At 73.4% G+C, this 15,798-nt stretch carries 14 protein-coding genes; 7 read left to right on the top strand and 7 right to left on the bottom strand.

Annotation, left to right across the window (positions count from 1 at the left end; translation table 11 throughout):
- Nucleotides 1–6 precede the first annotated feature (6 nt).
- Nucleotides 7–1,416, bottom strand: a complete 1,410-nt coding sequence (locus ABT232_RS23780) for a GH39 family glycosyl hydrolase (RefSeq protein WP_351843103.1) — start codon at nucleotides 1,414–1,416, stop codon at nucleotides 7–9.
- A gap of 174 nt (nucleotides 1,417–1,590) precedes the next feature.
- Between ABT232_RS23780 and ABT232_RS23775 the strand changes: the two genes are divergently transcribed.
- Nucleotides 1,591–2,685 carry a DUF5925 domain-containing protein gene (locus ABT232_RS23775; RefSeq protein ID WP_351843101.1) on the top strand — a complete coding sequence of 365 codons (1,095 nt, stop codon included), beginning with the start codon at nucleotides 1,591–1,593 and terminating at the stop codon, nucleotides 2,683–2,685.
- A 15-nt stretch (nucleotides 2,686–2,700) separates the two neighbouring features.
- Nucleotides 2,701–3,474 carry a DUF72 domain-containing protein gene (locus ABT232_RS23770; protein ID WP_351843099.1) on the top strand — a complete coding sequence of 258 codons (774 nt, stop codon included), beginning with the start codon at nucleotides 2,701–2,703 and terminating at the stop codon, nucleotides 3,472–3,474.
- 39 nt (nucleotides 3,475–3,513) lie between these two features.
- Here ABT232_RS23770 and ABT232_RS23765 read toward each other — a convergent pair whose 3' ends face one another.
- Nucleotides 3,514–3,885 carry a GntR family transcriptional regulator gene (locus ABT232_RS23765; protein ID WP_351843098.1) on the bottom strand — a complete coding sequence of 124 codons (372 nt, stop codon included), beginning with the start codon at nucleotides 3,883–3,885 and terminating at the stop codon, nucleotides 3,514–3,516.
- A gap of 71 nt (nucleotides 3,886–3,956) precedes the next feature.
- On the opposite strand from ABT232_RS23765, the gene ABT232_RS23760 reads away from it, so the two are divergent.
- The 3 genes from ABT232_RS23760 (at nucleotide 3,957) to ABT232_RS23750 (ending at nucleotide 5,731) form a co-directional block, all read left to right on the top strand.
- Complete coding sequence (locus ABT232_RS23760; RefSeq protein ID WP_351843096.1) at nucleotides 3,957–4,889, top strand: GNAT family N-acetyltransferase; 933 nt, start codon at nucleotides 3,957–3,959, stop codon at nucleotides 4,887–4,889.
- Entirely contained in the window at nucleotides 4,870–5,370 is a 501-nt protein-coding gene (locus ABT232_RS23755; protein WP_351843094.1) for a ribonuclease FAU-1 family protein, read from the top strand. Before ABT232_RS23760 ends, ABT232_RS23755 begins: the two co-directional genes overlap by 20 nt.
- A gap of 226 nt (nucleotides 5,371–5,596) precedes the next feature.
- The gene (locus ABT232_RS23750) at nucleotides 5,597–5,731 is read left to right on the top strand and encodes a hypothetical protein (RefSeq protein WP_351843092.1); all 135 of its coding nucleotides are present in this window, start codon (nucleotides 5,597–5,599) and stop codon (nucleotides 5,729–5,731) included.
- A 13-nt stretch (nucleotides 5,732–5,744) separates the two neighbouring features.
- Here ABT232_RS23750 and ABT232_RS23745 read toward each other — a convergent pair whose 3' ends face one another.
- On the bottom strand, nucleotides 5,745–6,200 hold the full coding sequence (locus ABT232_RS23745; RefSeq protein WP_351843090.1) for a GNAT family N-acetyltransferase: 456 nt from the start codon (nucleotides 6,198–6,200) through the stop codon (nucleotides 5,745–5,747).
- 191 nt (nucleotides 6,201–6,391) lie between these two features.
- Here ABT232_RS23745 and ABT232_RS23740 point away from each other — a divergent pair, with 191 nt between their 5' ends.
- Nucleotides 6,392–7,459: a lytic polysaccharide monooxygenase auxiliary activity family 9 protein gene (locus ABT232_RS23740; protein ID WP_351843088.1), complete on the top strand. Its 1,068-nt coding sequence runs from the start codon at nucleotides 6,392–6,394 to the stop codon at nucleotides 7,457–7,459.
- Nucleotides 7,460–7,518: 59 nt separating this feature from the next.
- Here the strand turns inward: ABT232_RS23740 and ABT232_RS23735 are convergent, their stop codons facing one another.
- The 3 genes from ABT232_RS23735 to ABT232_RS23725 all read right to left on the bottom strand — a co-directional run bounded on the left by ABT232_RS23735 (nucleotide 7,519) and on the right by ABT232_RS23725 (nucleotide 13,072).
- Nucleotides 7,519–8,382 (bottom strand): esterase/lipase family protein, encoded by an 864-nt coding sequence (locus tag ABT232_RS23735; RefSeq protein WP_351843086.1) that lies wholly within the window; start codon nucleotides 8,380–8,382, stop codon nucleotides 7,519–7,521.
- Nucleotides 8,383–8,522: 140 nt separating this feature from the next.
- Complete coding sequence (locus tag ABT232_RS23730) at nucleotides 8,523–9,491, bottom strand: DNA polymerase Y family protein (protein WP_351843084.1); 969 nt, start codon at nucleotides 9,489–9,491, stop codon at nucleotides 8,523–8,525.
- A complete protein-coding gene (locus ABT232_RS23725; RefSeq protein ID WP_351843082.1) occupies nucleotides 9,488–13,072 on the bottom strand; it encodes a DNA polymerase III subunit alpha in 3,585 nt (1,194 codons plus the stop codon). Before ABT232_RS23725 ends, ABT232_RS23730 begins: the two co-directional genes overlap by 4 nt.
- Before the next feature lie 144 nt (nucleotides 13,073–13,216).
- Here ABT232_RS23725 and ABT232_RS23720 point away from each other — a divergent pair, with 144 nt between their 5' ends.
- On the top strand, nucleotides 13,217–14,251 hold the full coding sequence (locus ABT232_RS23720; protein WP_351843080.1) for an ABC-2 transporter permease: 1,035 nt from the start codon (nucleotides 13,217–13,219) through the stop codon (nucleotides 14,249–14,251).
- 92 nt (nucleotides 14,252–14,343) lie between these two features.
- On the opposite strand, the gene ABT232_RS23715 is transcribed toward ABT232_RS23720, so the two are convergent.
- On the bottom strand, nucleotides 14,344–15,426 hold the full coding sequence (locus ABT232_RS23715) for a S1 family peptidase (protein ID WP_351843078.1): 1,083 nt from the start codon (nucleotides 15,424–15,426) through the stop codon (nucleotides 14,344–14,346).
- Nucleotides 15,427–15,798: the final 372 nt, after the last annotated feature.

The following is a 15,798-nucleotide window of genomic DNA, read 5'->3' as shown; positions in this document are numbered from 1 at the left end:
AGCGGGTCAGCGGGTCAGCCACTGCACGTCGTAGGCCTGGAGGTCGACGGTCCGGCCGTCGACCTTCGTGCTGAGCGCCCGGTCGCGGGTGTTGACGACCAGGACGGTCCGGTCGGTGGCGAGGACGCGGACCCGCGGGTCGGCGGTGAGGTCGTCGTAGCGCGTGCCCGGCGGGAAGGCGGCGGCGAACCGGGAGACCAGGTCGTACATCGGCAGCGCGCCGCCGCCGTCCGCGGTGTCCGTCGGGGTCCACAGACAGCCGGGGCACTCGGGGCCCCGCTCCGCCTCCGGGTTCCAGTAGAAGCCGGAGGAGGCGCCGCCCTCGACCATGGCGATCATCCCGGCGGCCTGGACGGCGGTGCGGCGGGCCTCGGACCAGCCGTGGCGGTGGTCGTCGCCGTCGGCCGGTTCGACGTAGTACTCGGCCCACCACAGCGGCAGCTCACCGCCGGTGCGTTCGCGCACCCACCTCCCCACGGCGGTGAACTTGTCGGTGGCGGCGAACTCGTCGGGCAGCAGCTCGTCGTCGCGGGTGTAGCTGGAGCCGTCCACGACGACGAAGTCGGCGCCCGCCTTGTGCCGGTTCCAGTGGTCGAAGGCGTCGAGGACCCGCTGGTCCATCGCTCCCCAGGGACCCCTCAGCGCGGTCGAGGCGTGCTCCTGGCGCGGGTCGAGGCTGTCCATCACCAGGTAGGGGCCGCCGACCATGATGTCCTCGTCGACGGCCTTCAGCGCTTTGTGGACGAGGTTGTACATCTCGGTGTAGCCCTCGTGGTCCCAGCGGTGCTCGGCGTCGTTCCAGAAGCCCTTGAACTCGTTCCAGACGATGAAGTGGCGGACGTCCGGATAGCGTCTGGCGACGGTCGCGGCGAGCGCGGCGAAGTCGGCGTAGTGCTCGGGCTCCGGGGCCGTCTCCAGGGCCGCCTGGCTCCAGTCGGTGCTGCCGGCGCCGGCCTCGCCGCCCTTCATCCAGTCCGGGGCGCAGCACAGGGTGATCACCGGGGTGGCGCCGGAGGCCCGCATGAAGTCGACCCTGAGGTCCAGGGCCGCGAAGTCGTAGCGCCCCTTCACCGGCTCCGGGTTGTCGGCGCCCCAGCCCATGATGTGCTGGTTCTGCGGCAGCCGGGCGCCCTCGAGCCGCTCCTCGACGCGCGCGACGGCGCGCTCGCTGCCCTCGTCGGCGCTGAACTGCGTGTGGGTGAAGCCCCAGCCGACGTCCGGCGCGGACCGCTGCGGCGGGGTGGCGGGCGTGCCGTGCACCTTGTCCCCGTCGGGCGAGGTGCCCTCGGTGCCGGCGCCGCCGCCGGGCAGCGTGCTCACCAGGGTCACCACCAGGGCCACGACGGCCGCCGACACGCCGAGCAGCGCGGTGAGCCGCCACCGCCGTGCCCCCGAATCCCACCCATGACGTCCCATCGAGGGCAACAGTAACGGCGGGGGCCGGGGTTGGGGCAGATGCAGTGAAGGAGCGGGGAAAGCGAGAAAGGGGGGCGGAGGGGGCACGGCGGGACGAGCGGCGCGGAACACGACACTCCGCGCGCACCTCGGAAACCGGGTGCACAAGGGCCTTCCGTGCCCGATCATGGCGGCATGTCCGCGAACCCACACGACGCACTGCCGATCCGGCTCAACGTCGACGACGGCGACTCGCCGTCCGACGTCGTCGACGCGCTGTTCCTCGGCCGCTTCGCGACGGGCGAGCAGCCCTACGCGCACGCCGCGAACATCGACCGCGTCCGCTCCGGGGCCACCCTGATGCCGCCGGAGGCGCGCGTGCTGCGCGTGGCCCGCGACGACGACCGCAGCGCCACCCTCGCCGAGGGTGAGGGCTGGACGCTGCTGGTGTCCCGCTGGAACCGGGGCGCGGACGTCACCGTCACCGCCACCAGCGCCGATCTGGCGGCGAAGGTGCTGGGCGAGGCGACCGACGGCGCGGCGGACGAGCCCGAGCCGCAGCCCGAGAACGTCACGATGGGCTTCTGGTACGTCTCCCCGCGGCGCGGCCCCCACCGCACCACCCGGCAGATCTCGGCCGGCACCTGGGAGGAGGTGCGGGGCAACTACACCGCGCCGGTCGCGGAGGCGATGGACGACCTGATGCGCACGACGCCCGAGGACATCGCGGGCCGGCTGCTCCTGCTGCACGGCCCGCCCGGCACCGGCAAGACCTCGGCGCTGCGCACCCTGGCCCGCTCCTGGCGGGAGTGGTGCCAGGTGGACTGCGTGCTGGACCCGGAGCGGCTGTTCAGCGACGTCGGCTATCTGATGGACATCGCGATCGGCGAGGAGGACGCGGCGGGCAAGGGCCGCTGGCGGCTGCTGCTGCTGGAGGACTGCGACGAGCTGATCCGCGGCGAGGCCAAGCACACCGCGGGGCAGGCGCTGTCCCGGCTGCTCAACCTGACCGACGGGCTGCTGGGCCAGGGCCGCAACGTGCTGGTCGGTGTCACCACCAACGAGGACCTGGAGCGCCTGCACCCGGCCGTGGTGCGGCCGGGCCGCTGTCTGGCCCGCATCGAGGTGGGGCCGCTGACCCGGCCGGAGGCGGTGGACTGGCTGGGCACGGACGAGGGCGTCGGCCGGGACGGGGCGACGCTGGCCGAGCTGTACGCGCTGCGCCGGGGCATCTCGCCGACGGCGCTGCCGGAGCCGCGCGGCACGGCGGAGGCAGGGCTGTATCTGTAGTGCTTTGATGGGGCTATGCCCCTGTACGTCGGCACCTCGGGGTGGCAGTACAAGGACTGGCGTGGCCTGCTCTACCCGGAGGGGTGCCCCACCCGGCTGTGGCTGGAGGAGTACGCCGGGCGGTTCGCCACCGTCGAGATCAACAACGCCTTCTACCGGCTGCCGTCCCGGGAGAACTTCGCGTCCTGGCGGGAGCGGGTGCCGGCGGACTTCGTCGTCGCGGTCAAGGCGAGCCGGTACCTGACCCACATCAAGCGGCTGAAGGAGCCCGAGGAGCCGGTCGAGCGGCTGATGACCCACGCCGCGGGCCTCGGCGACCGGCTCGGTCCCGTCCTGCTCCAGCTGCCGCCGACCCTGCGGGCCGACGCGGGTCTGCTGGACGCGTGTCTGCGCCGCTTCCCAAAGTCGACGCGGATCGCCGTGGAGCCGCGGCACCCGTCGTGGTGGACGCCAGAGATCCGTGCCGTCCTGGAGTCCCGCGCGGCCGCCCTGTGCTGGGCGGACGCCGGCTCCCGCCCGGCCACCCCGTTGTGGCGCACCGCCGACTGGGGCTACGTCCGCTTCCACCACGGCCGCGCCCAGCCCTGGCCGCACTACGGCCGGCAGTCCCTGCGCACCTGGACCGAACGCGTCGGCGACGCCTTCGGCACCGACCGGGACGTGTTCGCGTACTTCAACAACGATCCGGGCGGAGCGGCGGTCGAGGACGCGGCGGTCTTCGCCCGCGAGGCGGCCGCCCGGGAATTCACGGTGACCCGCACGCCGGCCGGCCTGCCCACCCGCCGGTGAGCCGCCACCCGTGCCGGTGCGGGAGCCGAGCCGCGGTGGCTACGCCTCGTAGGCCGCCCGCAGGGCGTCCCGCACGGCCGACCGGGCCGCCGTCTCCTCCGCGCCCAGGCGCCGGGCCCGCTCGGCGTAGGCCTGGGCCGCCGACGCCAGCTCCCGCTCCGCCGCCGAGCCCGCCGCCGCCACGAAGGTGCCGTTGCGTCCCCGGGTCTCGATCACCCCGTCGGTCTCCAGCGCCCGGTAGGCCTTGGCGACGGTGTTCGCCGCCAGCCCCAGCGACTCCGCCAGCCCGCGCACCGTCGGCAGCCGGTACCCCACGGGCAGCTCCCCGGACCGCGCCCGCGCGGAGATCTGCGCCCGCACCTGCTCGTACGGCGGTACGGCGCTCTCATCGATGTGGATCTTCAAGGTCACGCAGCGATTGTCCCGTACCCCCCGGAAAATGGGAGGCATCCGGTCCTCCGGCCCGCGTAGCGTGCGCGCACATGACCGTGATCGTGCGCGAGCTGCGCCCCGGGGTCCGGGCCGACGCCGAGGGCTTCAGCGAGGTGCGGCGGCTGGCGCTGCCGTTCATGCTGAGCACCCCGGAATCGGTGCTGCACCAGCTGACCCACGTCCATCCCGACGCGTGTTTCCGGCAGTTGGTCGCCGAGGCGGACGGCGAGATCGTCGGCACCGCGCAGGTCGGCCTCGCCCACGACAGCCCGGAGCCCGGCCAGGGCTACCTCAATGTGTACGTGCGCCCGGAGCGGCTGCGGCGCGGCGCGGGATCGCTGCTGGTGCGCACGGCCGAGGAGTACCTCGCGGCGCGGGGCGCGACCCGACTGTTCTCCTGGGTGCTGGACGAGCCCGCGAACCGTGCGTTCGCCGCCCGCCACGGCTACCGGCCCAGCCGCTCCGCGCACTTCCTGCGCCTGGACCTGGCGCACGGCACCCTGCCGCCGCGCCAGGAGCCGCCGCCGGGCGTCGAACTGCGCACGGGCGCCGACTACGCGGACGACCCGCGGCCGCTGTTCGAGCTGGACGCGCAGACCACGGCCGACGAACCCAGCGACATCGCGGCCGAGTTCACCGACTACGAGGCGTGGATCGAGGAGACCTGGAAGCAGCCGCTCCTCGATCCGGAACTGACCTCGGTGGCGGTGGTCGACGGGCGCCCGGCCGCGTTCAGCGCGGCCCACACCGACCGCGTCCACCGCCGCTACGCCACCGCGATGACCGGCACCGCCCGCGCCTTCCGCGGGCGCGGGCTGGCCAAGCTCGCCAAGAACGACTCCCTGCACCGGGCGCGCGCCGCCGGGTACACGGAGGCGTTCACCGGCAACGACTCCGACAACGGCCCGATGCTCGCGATCAACGCGTGGTTCGGGTACCAGATCTGCGCCACGGAGGTGCGCCATGTCCGCGAACTCGGCTGACTTCCAGGACGGGGTGGAGGTGGTCCTGGTGAAGGCGGGCCGCACGAAGATCCGCTACGGAGCGGAGCTGCTCGGTGACGACGGCACCCGGATCGCGGTGCGCGCGCCCTGGGCGGGCGCCGGCGTGCGGGACTTCGGCTTCGTGCGGTTCGAGCCGGGCGATGTCTTCACCGAGTACTACTGGCGGGACCGCTGGTACTCGGTGAAGGAGGTCCGCGCGGCCGGCGGCGCCCTGAAGGGCTGGTACTGCGACATCACGCGCCCGGCCGTCCGTTCCGGCGCGGAGCTGGTCGTCGAGGACCTGGACCTGGACCTGTGGTGCTCGGCCGACCGCAGCGAGGTGCGCCGGCTGGACGAGGACGAGTTCGCCGAGAGCGGCCTGGCGGAACGCGATCCGGGGGCCGCGAGCGCGGCCGTGGCCGCGCTGGACGAGCTGGAGGCCCTGGCGCTCCGCGAGGGGTTCGGACCGCTTCTCGCGTGACGGCGCGCTTCCCGCCGAAAGCACCACGTAACGTCATGTTTCGGTCGACACGCAGCGCAGTCGACTCATCACACTGGTTTGCCGCAGCCTCTGGAGTGGCACGAGCCACTGACAACCGAATGGTGACCGCCGCCACAGACAAATGGGGCGGCGATGAGGAAGTCTCGCAGAACGGGTCTACCTCCGTGAGAACGCGGAACTCGGTAGAACCACGAGGAGGCAGCAAATGCGCCGTGTGACCGTGCAGAAGCCCTCGAAGAAGAGCGACGCGCGCCGGATCCGCGAAGAGACCGACGAACGCCCCGCCGCCCGCCCGGAAGTGCGCAAGGACATCGCACGCACCTGGTGGCCGGACGGCTGAGCGGCGTGCGCGGCTACCCCTGGGTCAGGAGCTTGCGGTAGTGGATCCGGTCATAGGGGCCGTCGACCCGCCGCTCCACGACCTCGTAGCCGTACTTCGGATAGATCTTCCGGTTCTCCCACATCATCGCGTTCGTGTAGAGCCTGATCTCGGACAGGCCGAGCGCCCGTGCGTGCTCGTCCACGAACCGCAGCAGCCGCCGCCCCACGCCCGTGCCATGGGCGTCGGGGCGGACGGCGACGCTGTCGAGGAACAGATGGTCCTCGTGCGCCTCCAGGACGACGAGACCGGTCACCGGGTCCCCGGTGACGAACACCCGCCCCGCGGCCACGTCCGCCGCGTGGTCCGCCTCCATGGGCTGCGGGACGACGCCGATGCGCGCGAGGTACGGGTGGTACGCCGCGTCGGTCACGGCCTTCACGAACGGCACGTCGGCGGCGACGGCCGGGCGGATCTCCTCGTGGTTCATACCGGTCACGGTAGTTACCTCAGCGCAGTCTGAGCACTTCCTTAACGCGACCATAAGGATCACCCTCCACCGCCCTCGGCAGGCGATTTCGCGGTGTCCTGCGGCTAGTTTCGGATCGCCCCCACGGGATCACCGACCCCCTCGGATCCCCCCGGAACCGGAACCACCCGCGATCATCCAGGAGTTCCCCCATGCCCGCACGCCGCAAGGCCGCCGCCACCGCCCTCGCCCTCGGTCTCGGCCCACTCGCCGTGACCGCCCTGTCCGCGGCCCCCGCCGCCGCGCACGGCTCGATGGGCGACCCGGTCAGCCGGGTCTCGCAGTGCTACGCCGAGGGCCCCGAGAGCCCGTCGTCGGCGGCGTGCAAGGCGGCGGTCGCGGCCGGCGGCACGCAGGCGCTCTACGACTGGAACGGCATCCGCATCGGCAACGCCGCCGGACAGCACCAGGCGCTGATCCCGGACGGCAAGCTGTGCAGCGCCAACAACGAGGCGTTCAAGGGCCTCGACCTGGCCCGCGCCGACTGGCCCGCGACCAGCGTCAGCAGCGGCTCGTACACCTTCAAGTACCGGGTGACCGCGCCGCACAAGGGCACCTTCAAGGTGTATCTGACCAAGCCGGGCTACGACCCCGCGCAGCCGCTCGCCTGGGCCGACCTGGATCTGGCGAACCCGGTGGCCACGGTCACCGACCCGGCGGCGGCGGGCGGTTTCTACACGTTCTCCGGCACGCTTCCCGAGCGCACCGGCAAGCACCTGCTGTACGCGGTCTGGCAGCGCTCGGACAGCCCGGAGGCCTTCTACTCCTGCTCCGACGTCACCTTCGGCGGCAGCACGGGCGGCAGCGGCACCGGCGCCGGTGACACCGGTGCCGACAACGGGACGGCCGGCGGGGACGACACGGCGAGCGACGCCGCGACACCCGCCCCCACCACCCCGGCCCCCGCCGCCTCCGCGCCCTCCGACGAGCAGATCGCGGCCGGCGCCGACAAGTCGACGGTGGAGAACCACGGCCACGGCGACGACGACGCCGGCACGTCCGCGGAGCCGGCCGCGGCAGCCGAGGCCGACGGGCCGCGGACCCCGGAGGCCAACCAGCCCGAGGCGGCGGGCGCTTCCACGACCCTCGCCGAGACCGGCGGCGACGGCGGCACCACGTACATCGCGGTCGGTGGCGCCGCCGCGCTGGCCGTCGGTGCCGCCGCCCTGTTCGCCTCGGTGCGCCGCAAGGCGGTGAGCGGCGGCCGGCACGGCCGCTGACGGCGGGTACGACTCCGGGGTCCGGCCGGCGGCTCAGGCCGGCCGGACCCCGGCGGCGCTCAGCTGAACGCGGAGGCGCAGGTGGTGGGCCTGGCGTGCGCCGGGTCGAGCGCGTTGGCCACCTCGTGGAAGGCGATCCGGTCGAACAGTCCGATCGCCAGGTGTTCGGAGAGGTCGACCGGACACAGGTCCTGGAGCAGCACGTTGCGTACGTCGGGCCCGTCCAGCCAGCCGCTCCGGTACGGCGTGACCACCTGGTCGTACCGGGTGGCGAGCACGGTGTAGCGGACGCCGGGCACGGTGTCGCCGCCCTGGTTGAGCTTGGTGAGGAAGGCGGATCCGGCGATCTGGTCGGCGAGCGCGGGGGTGGCGGTGGAGAGCAGGTCCTCGGCGCCGGGGAAGTACGGCAGCAGCTCTGTGAGTCCGCCGAGGGTGGTGCCGTGGTTGTCGGGCGCGATGCCGATCAGGGCGTTCACCTCGGCGGCTCCGCCGAGGAACTTGAGGTAGTGACGGGGCATCATGCCGCCCTGGGAGTGGCCGACGAGGTCGGCCTCGGCGGCGCCGGTCGCGCCGAGCACCTTGCCGACGAACGTGTCGAGCTGCTCGGCCGACTTCTCGATGGGGCCGAGCCCGTGGAAGAGGGGGACGCCGGGGAGTTGGCCGTAGTCGAGGGAGTAGACGCAGTATCCGCGTGCGACCAGGTACGGGGCGAGGCCCAGCCAGTTGTCGACGGCGTTGCCGAAGGTGCCGTGGACCAGGACGACGGGGCGGGGGTGGGCGGCGGAGGGCTTGCAGGACCAGTTGTTCCAGCCTCTGCTGGGCGCCTCGTCGGCGTGGGCGGTGGTGGCGGCGGGGACGAGGGCGACCGCGGCGGCCAGCAGCAGGGCGGCCGCGCATCTGCGTATGCGGTTCCAGGGCAGCATCGCGTGATCTCCTAACGGCTCATGGGGAGGAGGTACGACTGCCGTACGCCCTGTGATCCGGATCACGGGATGCTGTTCATCCGTCAAGTTACGGGCGAGTAGCCCCGGCGGGAAGTTACGCGACGGTAAAAAGCTCGCGGCTACGCCGCCAGCCTCCCCGGCATCACCGCCCGCGGCCCGAACTTCGCCCGCGCGCGGTCGGCGACCTCCTCGATGCGGCGGACCCGCTCGTCCACGGGGTCGAAGGTGAGCTGGTGGGAGGCGTGTTCGGCGGGGCTCAGCTCCTCGGCGCGCAGCACGATCGCGCGCACCCGGGCGCGCTGGAGGCCGAACGCCTCGTACATGCCGTACACCGTCCTCGTCAGCGCCGCCGAGTGGGCGGTCGGCTCGGCCAGGGTGCGGGAGCGGGTGGTCGCGGAGCGGTCGGCGTAGCGCACGGTGAGGGTGAGGGTGCGGCAGACCTTCGTCACGGCGCGCAGCCGGGCGCCCAGTTCCTCGGCGGCCGACAGCAGGGCGCGCCGGTGCCGTTCGGGGTCCAGTTCGTCGCGGTCGAAGCGGCGGTCGGTGGCCAGCGAACGGGAGACGGCGTTCGGGACGACCCGGCCGCGGTCGACGCCGTTGGCCTTCTCGTGCAGTTCGCGGCCGGTCCGCGCGCCGACCAGGCGCTGGAGCGTGGACAGCGGCGCGGCGGCGACCCGGCCGAGGGTGTCGAGGCCGTACTCGCACAGGGTGCGGGCGGTGGCCGTGCCCACGCCGGGCAGCGCGGCGACGGGCTTCTCGGCGAGGTAGGCGGCGACGGCGTCCGCGGGGACCGCGCGGGTCACGCCGGGCCGGGCGTCGCGCAGCGCGATGCGGGCGAGCATCGGGCCGGGCCCGGCGCCGATCACGCAGTCGATGCCGTGGTGGGCGAGGGCCCGTACCCGGATCACCGAGGCGAGTTCGACGGCGGTGCGCCCGAAGTAGCGTTCGGCGCCCCGCAGATCGGCCAGCGCCCCGTCCGGTGGCAGCGCCTCGACGACCGGTGTGAACTCCTCCAGCAGCCCGAGCAGGGACGGCAGGGCCGCCTCGTACATCGGCGGCAGCTGGAAACGTACGCAGAGGATGGTCATCCCGCACTCCCCGGACTCTGGTGCCACAACTTCCTTCCGCCCGCCGGGCCTTCGCCCGCGGGACGCAGATCGGCCCAGGGGTGCATCTCGTACCCGGTGGGCATGCGGATGGTCCGGGACCGGTGGGCCTCCATCCGGTCCTGGGCCGCGGAGCCGGCCGGGGCGGGCAGCCCGTCGGAACCGGCGAGCCGTCCGCGCGCGGCTCCCTGGCCGCCGTCGGCCCCTTGGCCGTCGTCGGGTGCGGGGCCGGTGCCGGGCGCGCCGGCGAGCCGGGCCGCGACCCCTTCCAGCCCTTCCTCCCGGCGTACGTCGAGCAGTTCGGCGAGGTTCCAGGCGGCGGCGCCGACCACGCTGAGGCTGCGCGGGCCGCGCCGCTGGACGGTGCCGCGCACCAGCAGCAGCCAGGAGTGGAAGACGGTGTGGGCGCAAGCGTCGTGGGAGTCGTCGAAGAAGGCGAGGTCGACCAGTCCGGTGCCGTCGTCCAGGGTGGTGAAGATGACGCGCCGGCCGGACCGGACGGGCGGGGTCTGGGTGGCCGCCTTGGCGCCCGCGACCAGCACCGTCTCCCCGTGCCTGGCCTCGCGCAGCCGACGGGCCGAGGCCACGCCCAGCTCGTGCAGGAACTCCCGGTGGTCGTCCATCAGGTTGCGCGAGGCGTCCATGGAGAGCACGCCCAGTTCGGCGCTGAGGCGTTCCTCGGCGGAGAGGTCGGGCAGCCCGGCGGAGGCGGTCCTGCGGCCGCCGGACAGCGGGAGCTGTCCGCCTCCGCCGCCCTTGCCGCGCGTGCCGCGGTGCAGTTCGGTCAGGTGCAGTTGCAGGTCGCGGCGGTTGGCGCCGAACGCGTCGAGCGCGCCGACCTGGGCCAGCCGGCCGGCCAGCGGGCGGCTCGGCCGGGCCCGTTCCCAGAAGTCGAGCAGGGAGGCGTACGGCTGTCCGTCGGCGATCCGGGCCGCCTCGGCCTCGCTGATGTTGTGGACGTCGGAGAGGGCGAGCCGCAGCCCCCACACCTTCGGCCGGCCCTTTGATTCAGACACCAGTTCGACCCTGTGGGCGACCCCGGACCTGTTCACGTCCAACGGCAGGATCGGCACCCCGCGCCGCCGCGCGTCCGCCAGCAGCAGCCGCTTCGGGTACATCCCGGGGTCGTGCGTGAGCAGCCCCGCGTAGAAGGCGGCCGGGTGGTGCGCCTTCAGCCAGGCCGACTGGTAGGTGGGCACGGCGAAGGCGACCGCGTGTGCCTTGCAGAAGCCGTAGCTGCCGAAGGCCTCGACGATCTCCCAGGTCCGCCGGACCGTCTCCGCGTCGTAGCCGCGCGCGGCCGCTTGCCGGCCGAACCAGACCCGGATCCGCCCCTGCGACTCCGGGTCGGACAGTCCGCGCCGCACCCGGTCCGCCTCGGCCCGTCCGCAGCCGGTCATGATGTCGACGATGTGGATGATCTGCTCGTGGAAGACGACGACCCCGTACGTCTCCTTCAGCGGCCCCTCCAGGTCCGGGTGCGGATAGCGCACCGGCGCCCGTCCGTGCCGCGCCTCGATGAACGGGCGCACCATGTCGGCGGCGACCGGACCCGGCCGGAACAGCGAGATGTCGACGACCAGGTCGTGGAAGCCGGCCGGCTGGAGCCGGCCGACCAGGTCCCGCTGGCCCGGCGACTCGATCTGGAAGCAGCCCAGCGTCTCGGTCGAGCGGATCAGACCGTACGTCGCCGGATCACCGTCCGGCACCGCGTCCAGGTCGATCCGCTCCCCCGTCGCCCGCGCCACCTCGGCGACCGCGTGCGCCATCGCCGACTGCATCCGCACACCCAGCACATCGAGCTTGAGCAGCCCCAGGTCCTCGACGTCGTCCTTGTCGAACTGCGCCATCGGGAAGCCCTCGCCGCTGGTCGGCATGACCGGCGTACGGGAGAGCAGGGAGGCGTCGGAGAGCAGGACGCCGCAGGGGTGCATGGCGACCCCGCGCGGCAGCGCGTCCAGCGCCTCGACCAGCTCCCAGAGCTTTCCGTACCGCTCCTTCTGTGCCGCGAGCGCCTTCAGCTCGGGCAGCTCCTCCAGCGCCGCGCGGGCGTCGCGGGCGCGGATGTGCGGGAAGGACTTGGCGAGGCGGTCGATCTCGGCGGGGTCCAGGGACAGGGCCGCGCCGACGTCGCGGATGGCGTGCCGCACCCGGTAGGTCTCCGGCATCGCGACCGTCGCGACCCGTTCGGCGCCGAACCGGTCGATGATCGCGCGGTAGACCTCCAGCCGGCGGGCGGACTCCACGTCGATGTCGATGTCGGGCAGCACCGGCCTGCGCTTGGACAGGAAGCGCTCCATCAGCAGCCCGTGCTCCACCGGGTCGGCTTGCGCGATGCCGAGCAGATGGTTGACGAGGGAACCCGCGCCGGAGCCGCGCGCGGCGACCCGGATGCCCATCCCGCGGACGTCGTCGACGACCTGGGCGACCGTCAGGAAGTAGGAGGCGAAGCCGTGGTGGGCGATGATGTCGAGTTCCTCGTGCATCCGCGCCCAGTAGCCGCGCCGGCCGGTGTAGCCGCGCAGCACCATGCCGGCCGCCGCCCGGGAGGCGAGCACCCGCTGCGCGGTGCGGCGGTCCGCGCCGACCAGGTGCGGCTCGGGGAAGTGGACGGTGCCGATGCCGAGGTCGTCCTCGGGGTCGACCAGGCACTCGGCGGCCGTCGCCCAGGTCTGCTCCAGCAGCCGGCGGGCGGTGTCGGGCCGGAAGCCGGCGGCCTCCACGATCCGCTCGGCGGCCTGCCGCATCGCGTCCGCGTCCTTCAGCCAGGCCTCGCCCGAGTCCAGCTCCTTGGCCGGGTCGATCGGCACCAGCCGGCGGGCGGCGTCCAGGACGTCGGCGACCTGCCCCTGCCCGGCGTCGGCGTACCGCACGGCGTTGCTGAGCACCGGGCGGACACCCTGCTCGGCGGCGAAGCCGACGGTACGGGCGGCCAGCCGCAGCGAGCCGGGGCCGGTGCCCGCGCGGCCGTGCCAGACGGCCTCCAGACGCAGGGCGTCGCCGTAGACCTCCCGCCAGGGGGCGAGGAGCCGGGCGGCCCGGTCGGGGCGGCCCGCGGCTAGGGCGCGGCCGACGTCGGAGTCGGGGCCGAGCAGCACGGTGAGGCCGTCGGCGTGGTTGTCGGGCCAGGTCAGCAGAGGGGCGTCCGAAGCGGTGGGCGCTCCTTGTCCGGACGGGGCGGAGAGCTTGGGCGCGTGGGCGGCGGTGACGAGCCGGCACAGATCGGCCCAGCCGCGGGCGCCGTCGCGCGCGAGGAAGGTGACACGGGGGGTGGACTCGTCGACGAAGGCCCCGCCGCGCACGGGGGCACGGCGGCGCTTCTCCGGTCGTACGGAGTCCGGCTCGGGCGCGGACACCGCCAGCTCCGCGCCGAACAGCGGGCGGACACCCGCGCGGGCGCAGGCCTTGGCGAAGCGGACCGCGCCGGCGAGGGTGTCGCGGTCGGTGAGGGCGAGGGCGTCCATGCCCCGTTCGGCGGCGCGCTCGGCCAGCCGCTCCGGGTGCGAGGCGCCGTAGCGCAGGGAGAACCCGGAGACGGTGTGCAGATGCGTGAAGCCCGGCACCGCACCTCCTGCCATCGTCCCGCTTTCGAACATCCGTTCCCAACCTGCTCACCACCACCATAGACCAAATTCCGAACACATGTACGACAACCGTTCGGGCGCCTCCCACCTGCGAAAACACCCGCCGCCCCGGACCGTGGGGACATGACACAGACCACGTTCCTCCGCGAGGTGAAGGACGCCGTCACCCCACGGGCCACTCTGCTCGTACTCGGCGTGATCGCCCTCCAGCTGCTGTTCATCGCCTCGTACGTGGGAGCGCTGCACGACCCCGAGCCGAAGGACGTGCCCTTCGGGGTGGTCGCGCCGCAGGCCGTGGCCGAGCAGGCGGTCACCCGGCTGGAGCGGCTGCCCGGCGAACCGCTGGACCCGCGGGTGGTGGCGGACGAGTCGGCCGCCCGCGAGCAGATCCTGCACCGCGACATCGACGGCGCGCTGATCCTCGACCCGGGCGGCACCACCGACACGCTCCTGGTCGCCTCCGGTGGCGGCACCGTCCTCGCCACCGCGCTGGAGACGCTCACCACCACCCTGGAGAAGGCCGAGCGGCGCACGGTGCGGGTGGTGGACGTGGCCCCGGCCTCACCCCAGGACTTCGACGGGCTGTCGTCGTTCTACCTGGTCGTCGGCTGGTGCGTGGGCGGCTATCTGTGCGCCTCGATCCTGGCGATCAGCACCGGCGCCCGGCCCGCCAACCCGCGCCGCGCGGTGATCCGGCTGGTCGTGCTGGTGCTGGTGTCGGTCGTCGGCGGACTCGGCGGCGCGATCATCGTCGGACCGGTCCTGGACGCCCTTCCGGGCGGTGTCGTGGCCCTCTGGGGGCTCGGCGCGTTGATCACCTTCGCCGTCGGCGCGGCCACCCTCGCCCTCCAGGGCCTCTTCGGGATCGTCGGCATCGGCCTCGCGATCCTGCTGGTGGTGGTCCTGGGCAACCCGAGCGCGGGCGGTGCCTTCCCGCTGCCGATGCTGCCGCCGTTCTGGAAGGCGATCGGCCCGGCCCTGCCACCGGGCGCGGGCACCTGGGCGGCCCGGTCGATCGCCTACTTCAAGGGCAACGACACGACCGGCGCCCTTGTGGTGCTGTCTGCCTGGGCGGCGGCCGGCACCGTGATCACCCTGGCCGCGGCGGCCCTGCGCGAGCGGCGCGGGGAGGAGACCCTGCCGACCCAGGCGCGGTAGCCCCCGCGGCACCCGCCGGGCACGGGCGGCCCCGGCGCACACGAAGGTCCCGCCCCTCGCGCGCGGGGCGGGACCTCGTTCGAGCGGGTGGATCAGCCGATCTGGGTGCCGGTCGCCGACAGGGCCTCGGTCACCGGCTGGAAGAACGTCTCCCCGCCCAAGGCGCAGTCGCCGCTGCCGCCGGAGGTGAGGCCGATGGCCTTGTCCCCGGAGAACAGCGAGCCGCCGCTGTCACCGGGCTCGGCGCACACGTCGGTCTGGACGAGGCCGTCGACGATGTCGCCGTTGCCGTAGTTCACGGTGGCGTCCAGGCCGGTGACCTTGCCGGAGTGCACCTGCGTGGTGGAGCCGCTGCGGGTGACCTCCATGCCGACGGTGGCCCCGGCCGCGCCGCTGATCGGCTGGGCCGAGCCGTCGTAGAGGTTGACCTCGCTCGGGTGGTCGACCTCGGCGGTGTACTTGACGAGACCGTAGTCGTCGCCGGGGAAGCTGGACGCCTCGTTCTGGCCGATGACGGTGCCGGAGGAGTCGGACCAGCTGGAGACGCCCTCCGTGCAGTGGCCCGCGGTCAGGAAGTACGGCTCCCCGCCCTTGACCACGTTGAAGCCGAGCGAGCAGCGCCCGCCACCGCCGGTGATGGCGTCGCCGCCCGCGACGAAGGGCTTGTACTCCCCCTTGGTGCGCCGGAGTTCGGCGACCGTGCCGAGTCCGTCGACGACCTCGGTCAGTTTCTCGTACTCGGCCGCGGAGACGGTGCGGTCGGCGGTGACGACCACCTTGTTGGCCGTCGGGTCGGTCACCCAGGCGGTGCCGGGGACGGCCGCGTCCTGCTTCAGCGTCGTCCGGGCACTCTTCAGCTCGGTGAGCGAGTGCTCGACGATTCTGGCCCGGGCGCCGGCCTCCTCGACCACCTCGGCGGCGGCCTCGTCGAGGACGTTCACCACCAGGCTCCTGGCCTGTGCGTCGTAGTACGTTCCGGCCGCGTCGGCGCCGAGGTCCTGACCCAGCGTCGAGGCGAGCTTTCCGGCCGCCACGGCCGACAGGGTCTTGAGCGCCGGGGTGTCCGACGGCTCGCTGGCGTTCGCAGTCTGGAAGGTGATGCCCGCGGCCACCAGTGCGGTGACGCCCGCACCTGCCACGGCGGCCCGCCGCCTGAGTATGCGTCGGTGCTTCAACTCACGTCCTCCTGTGGGGGGTCGGCCCGAGGCGGTTGTGGGGACCGCGACGAGCCGGAAGGCTTGGTTGACGGGCGCCCACTCTTCCGAACCGCACAGGGAGCGCACAAGGTCGACTTCGAGACGCGCACACGGTGACCACCGCGCGCCCTCGGCACCTTCACCACCCCCACCACCCCAAGGGAATTCGCACTGCAAACGCTACGAGTGAGTAACCATGTACAGGGCGGTGAGGTCTGGCCCTGACTGGTTCTCACCCCTGCCTTCCCTCGGCCCCACCCTCCCCCCTCCCGCACCCGAGGCCCCAAAGGGGGAGCCCCCGCACGCGGTTGCGTGCGGGGGCTCGTGAAAGCTGCCGGAGGCTGACGCCGG

Source organism: Streptomyces sp. NPDC001532, from assembly GCF_040298625.1.
In the GTDB taxonomy this organism is placed as follows: Bacteria; Actinomycetota; Actinomycetes; order Streptomycetales; family Streptomycetaceae; genus Streptomyces.
The sequence above is the reverse complement of the archived record's forward strand: the minus strand, read 5'-3'. Positions and strand labels throughout refer to the sequence as shown.

What these genes read in the sequence shown, in the direction of transcription:
- ABT232_RS23780 (WP_351843103.1), bottom strand. Translation starts at nt 1,416, where the DNA reads ATGGGACGTCATGGGTGGGATTCGGGGGCACGGCGGTGGCGGCTCACC.
- ABT232_RS23775 (WP_351843101.1), top strand. Translation starts at nt 1,591, where the DNA reads ATGTCCGCGAACCCACACGACGCACTGCCGATCCGGCTCAACGTCGAC.
- ABT232_RS23770 (WP_351843099.1), top strand. Translation starts at nt 2,701, where the DNA reads ATGCCCCTGTACGTCGGCACCTCGGGGTGGCAGTACAAGGACTGGCGT.
- ABT232_RS23760 (WP_351843096.1), top strand. Translation starts at nt 3,957, where the DNA reads ATGACCGTGATCGTGCGCGAGCTGCGCCCCGGGGTCCGGGCCGACGCC.
- ABT232_RS23755 (WP_351843094.1), top strand. Translation starts at nt 4,870, where the DNA reads ATGTCCGCGAACTCGGCTGACTTCCAGGACGGGGTGGAGGTGGTCCTG.
- ABT232_RS23750 (WP_351843092.1), top strand. Translation starts at nt 5,597, where the DNA reads ATGCGCCGTGTGACCGTGCAGAAGCCCTCGAAGAAGAGCGACGCGCGC.
- ABT232_RS23745 (WP_351843090.1), bottom strand. Translation starts at nt 6,200, where the DNA reads ATGAACCACGAGGAGATCCGCCCGGCCGTCGCCGCCGACGTGCCGTTC.
- ABT232_RS23740 (WP_351843088.1), top strand. Translation starts at nt 6,392, where the DNA reads ATGCCCGCACGCCGCAAGGCCGCCGCCACCGCCCTCGCCCTCGGTCTC.
- ABT232_RS23735 (WP_351843086.1), bottom strand. Translation starts at nt 8,382, where the DNA reads ATGCTGCCCTGGAACCGCATACGCAGATGCGCGGCCGCCCTGCTGCTG.
- ABT232_RS23730 (WP_351843084.1), bottom strand. Translation starts at nt 9,491, where the DNA reads ATGACCATCCTCTGCGTACGTTTCCAGCTGCCGCCGATGTACGAGGCG.
- ABT232_RS23720 (WP_351843080.1), top strand. Translation starts at nt 13,217, where the DNA reads ATGACACAGACCACGTTCCTCCGCGAGGTGAAGGACGCCGTCACCCCA.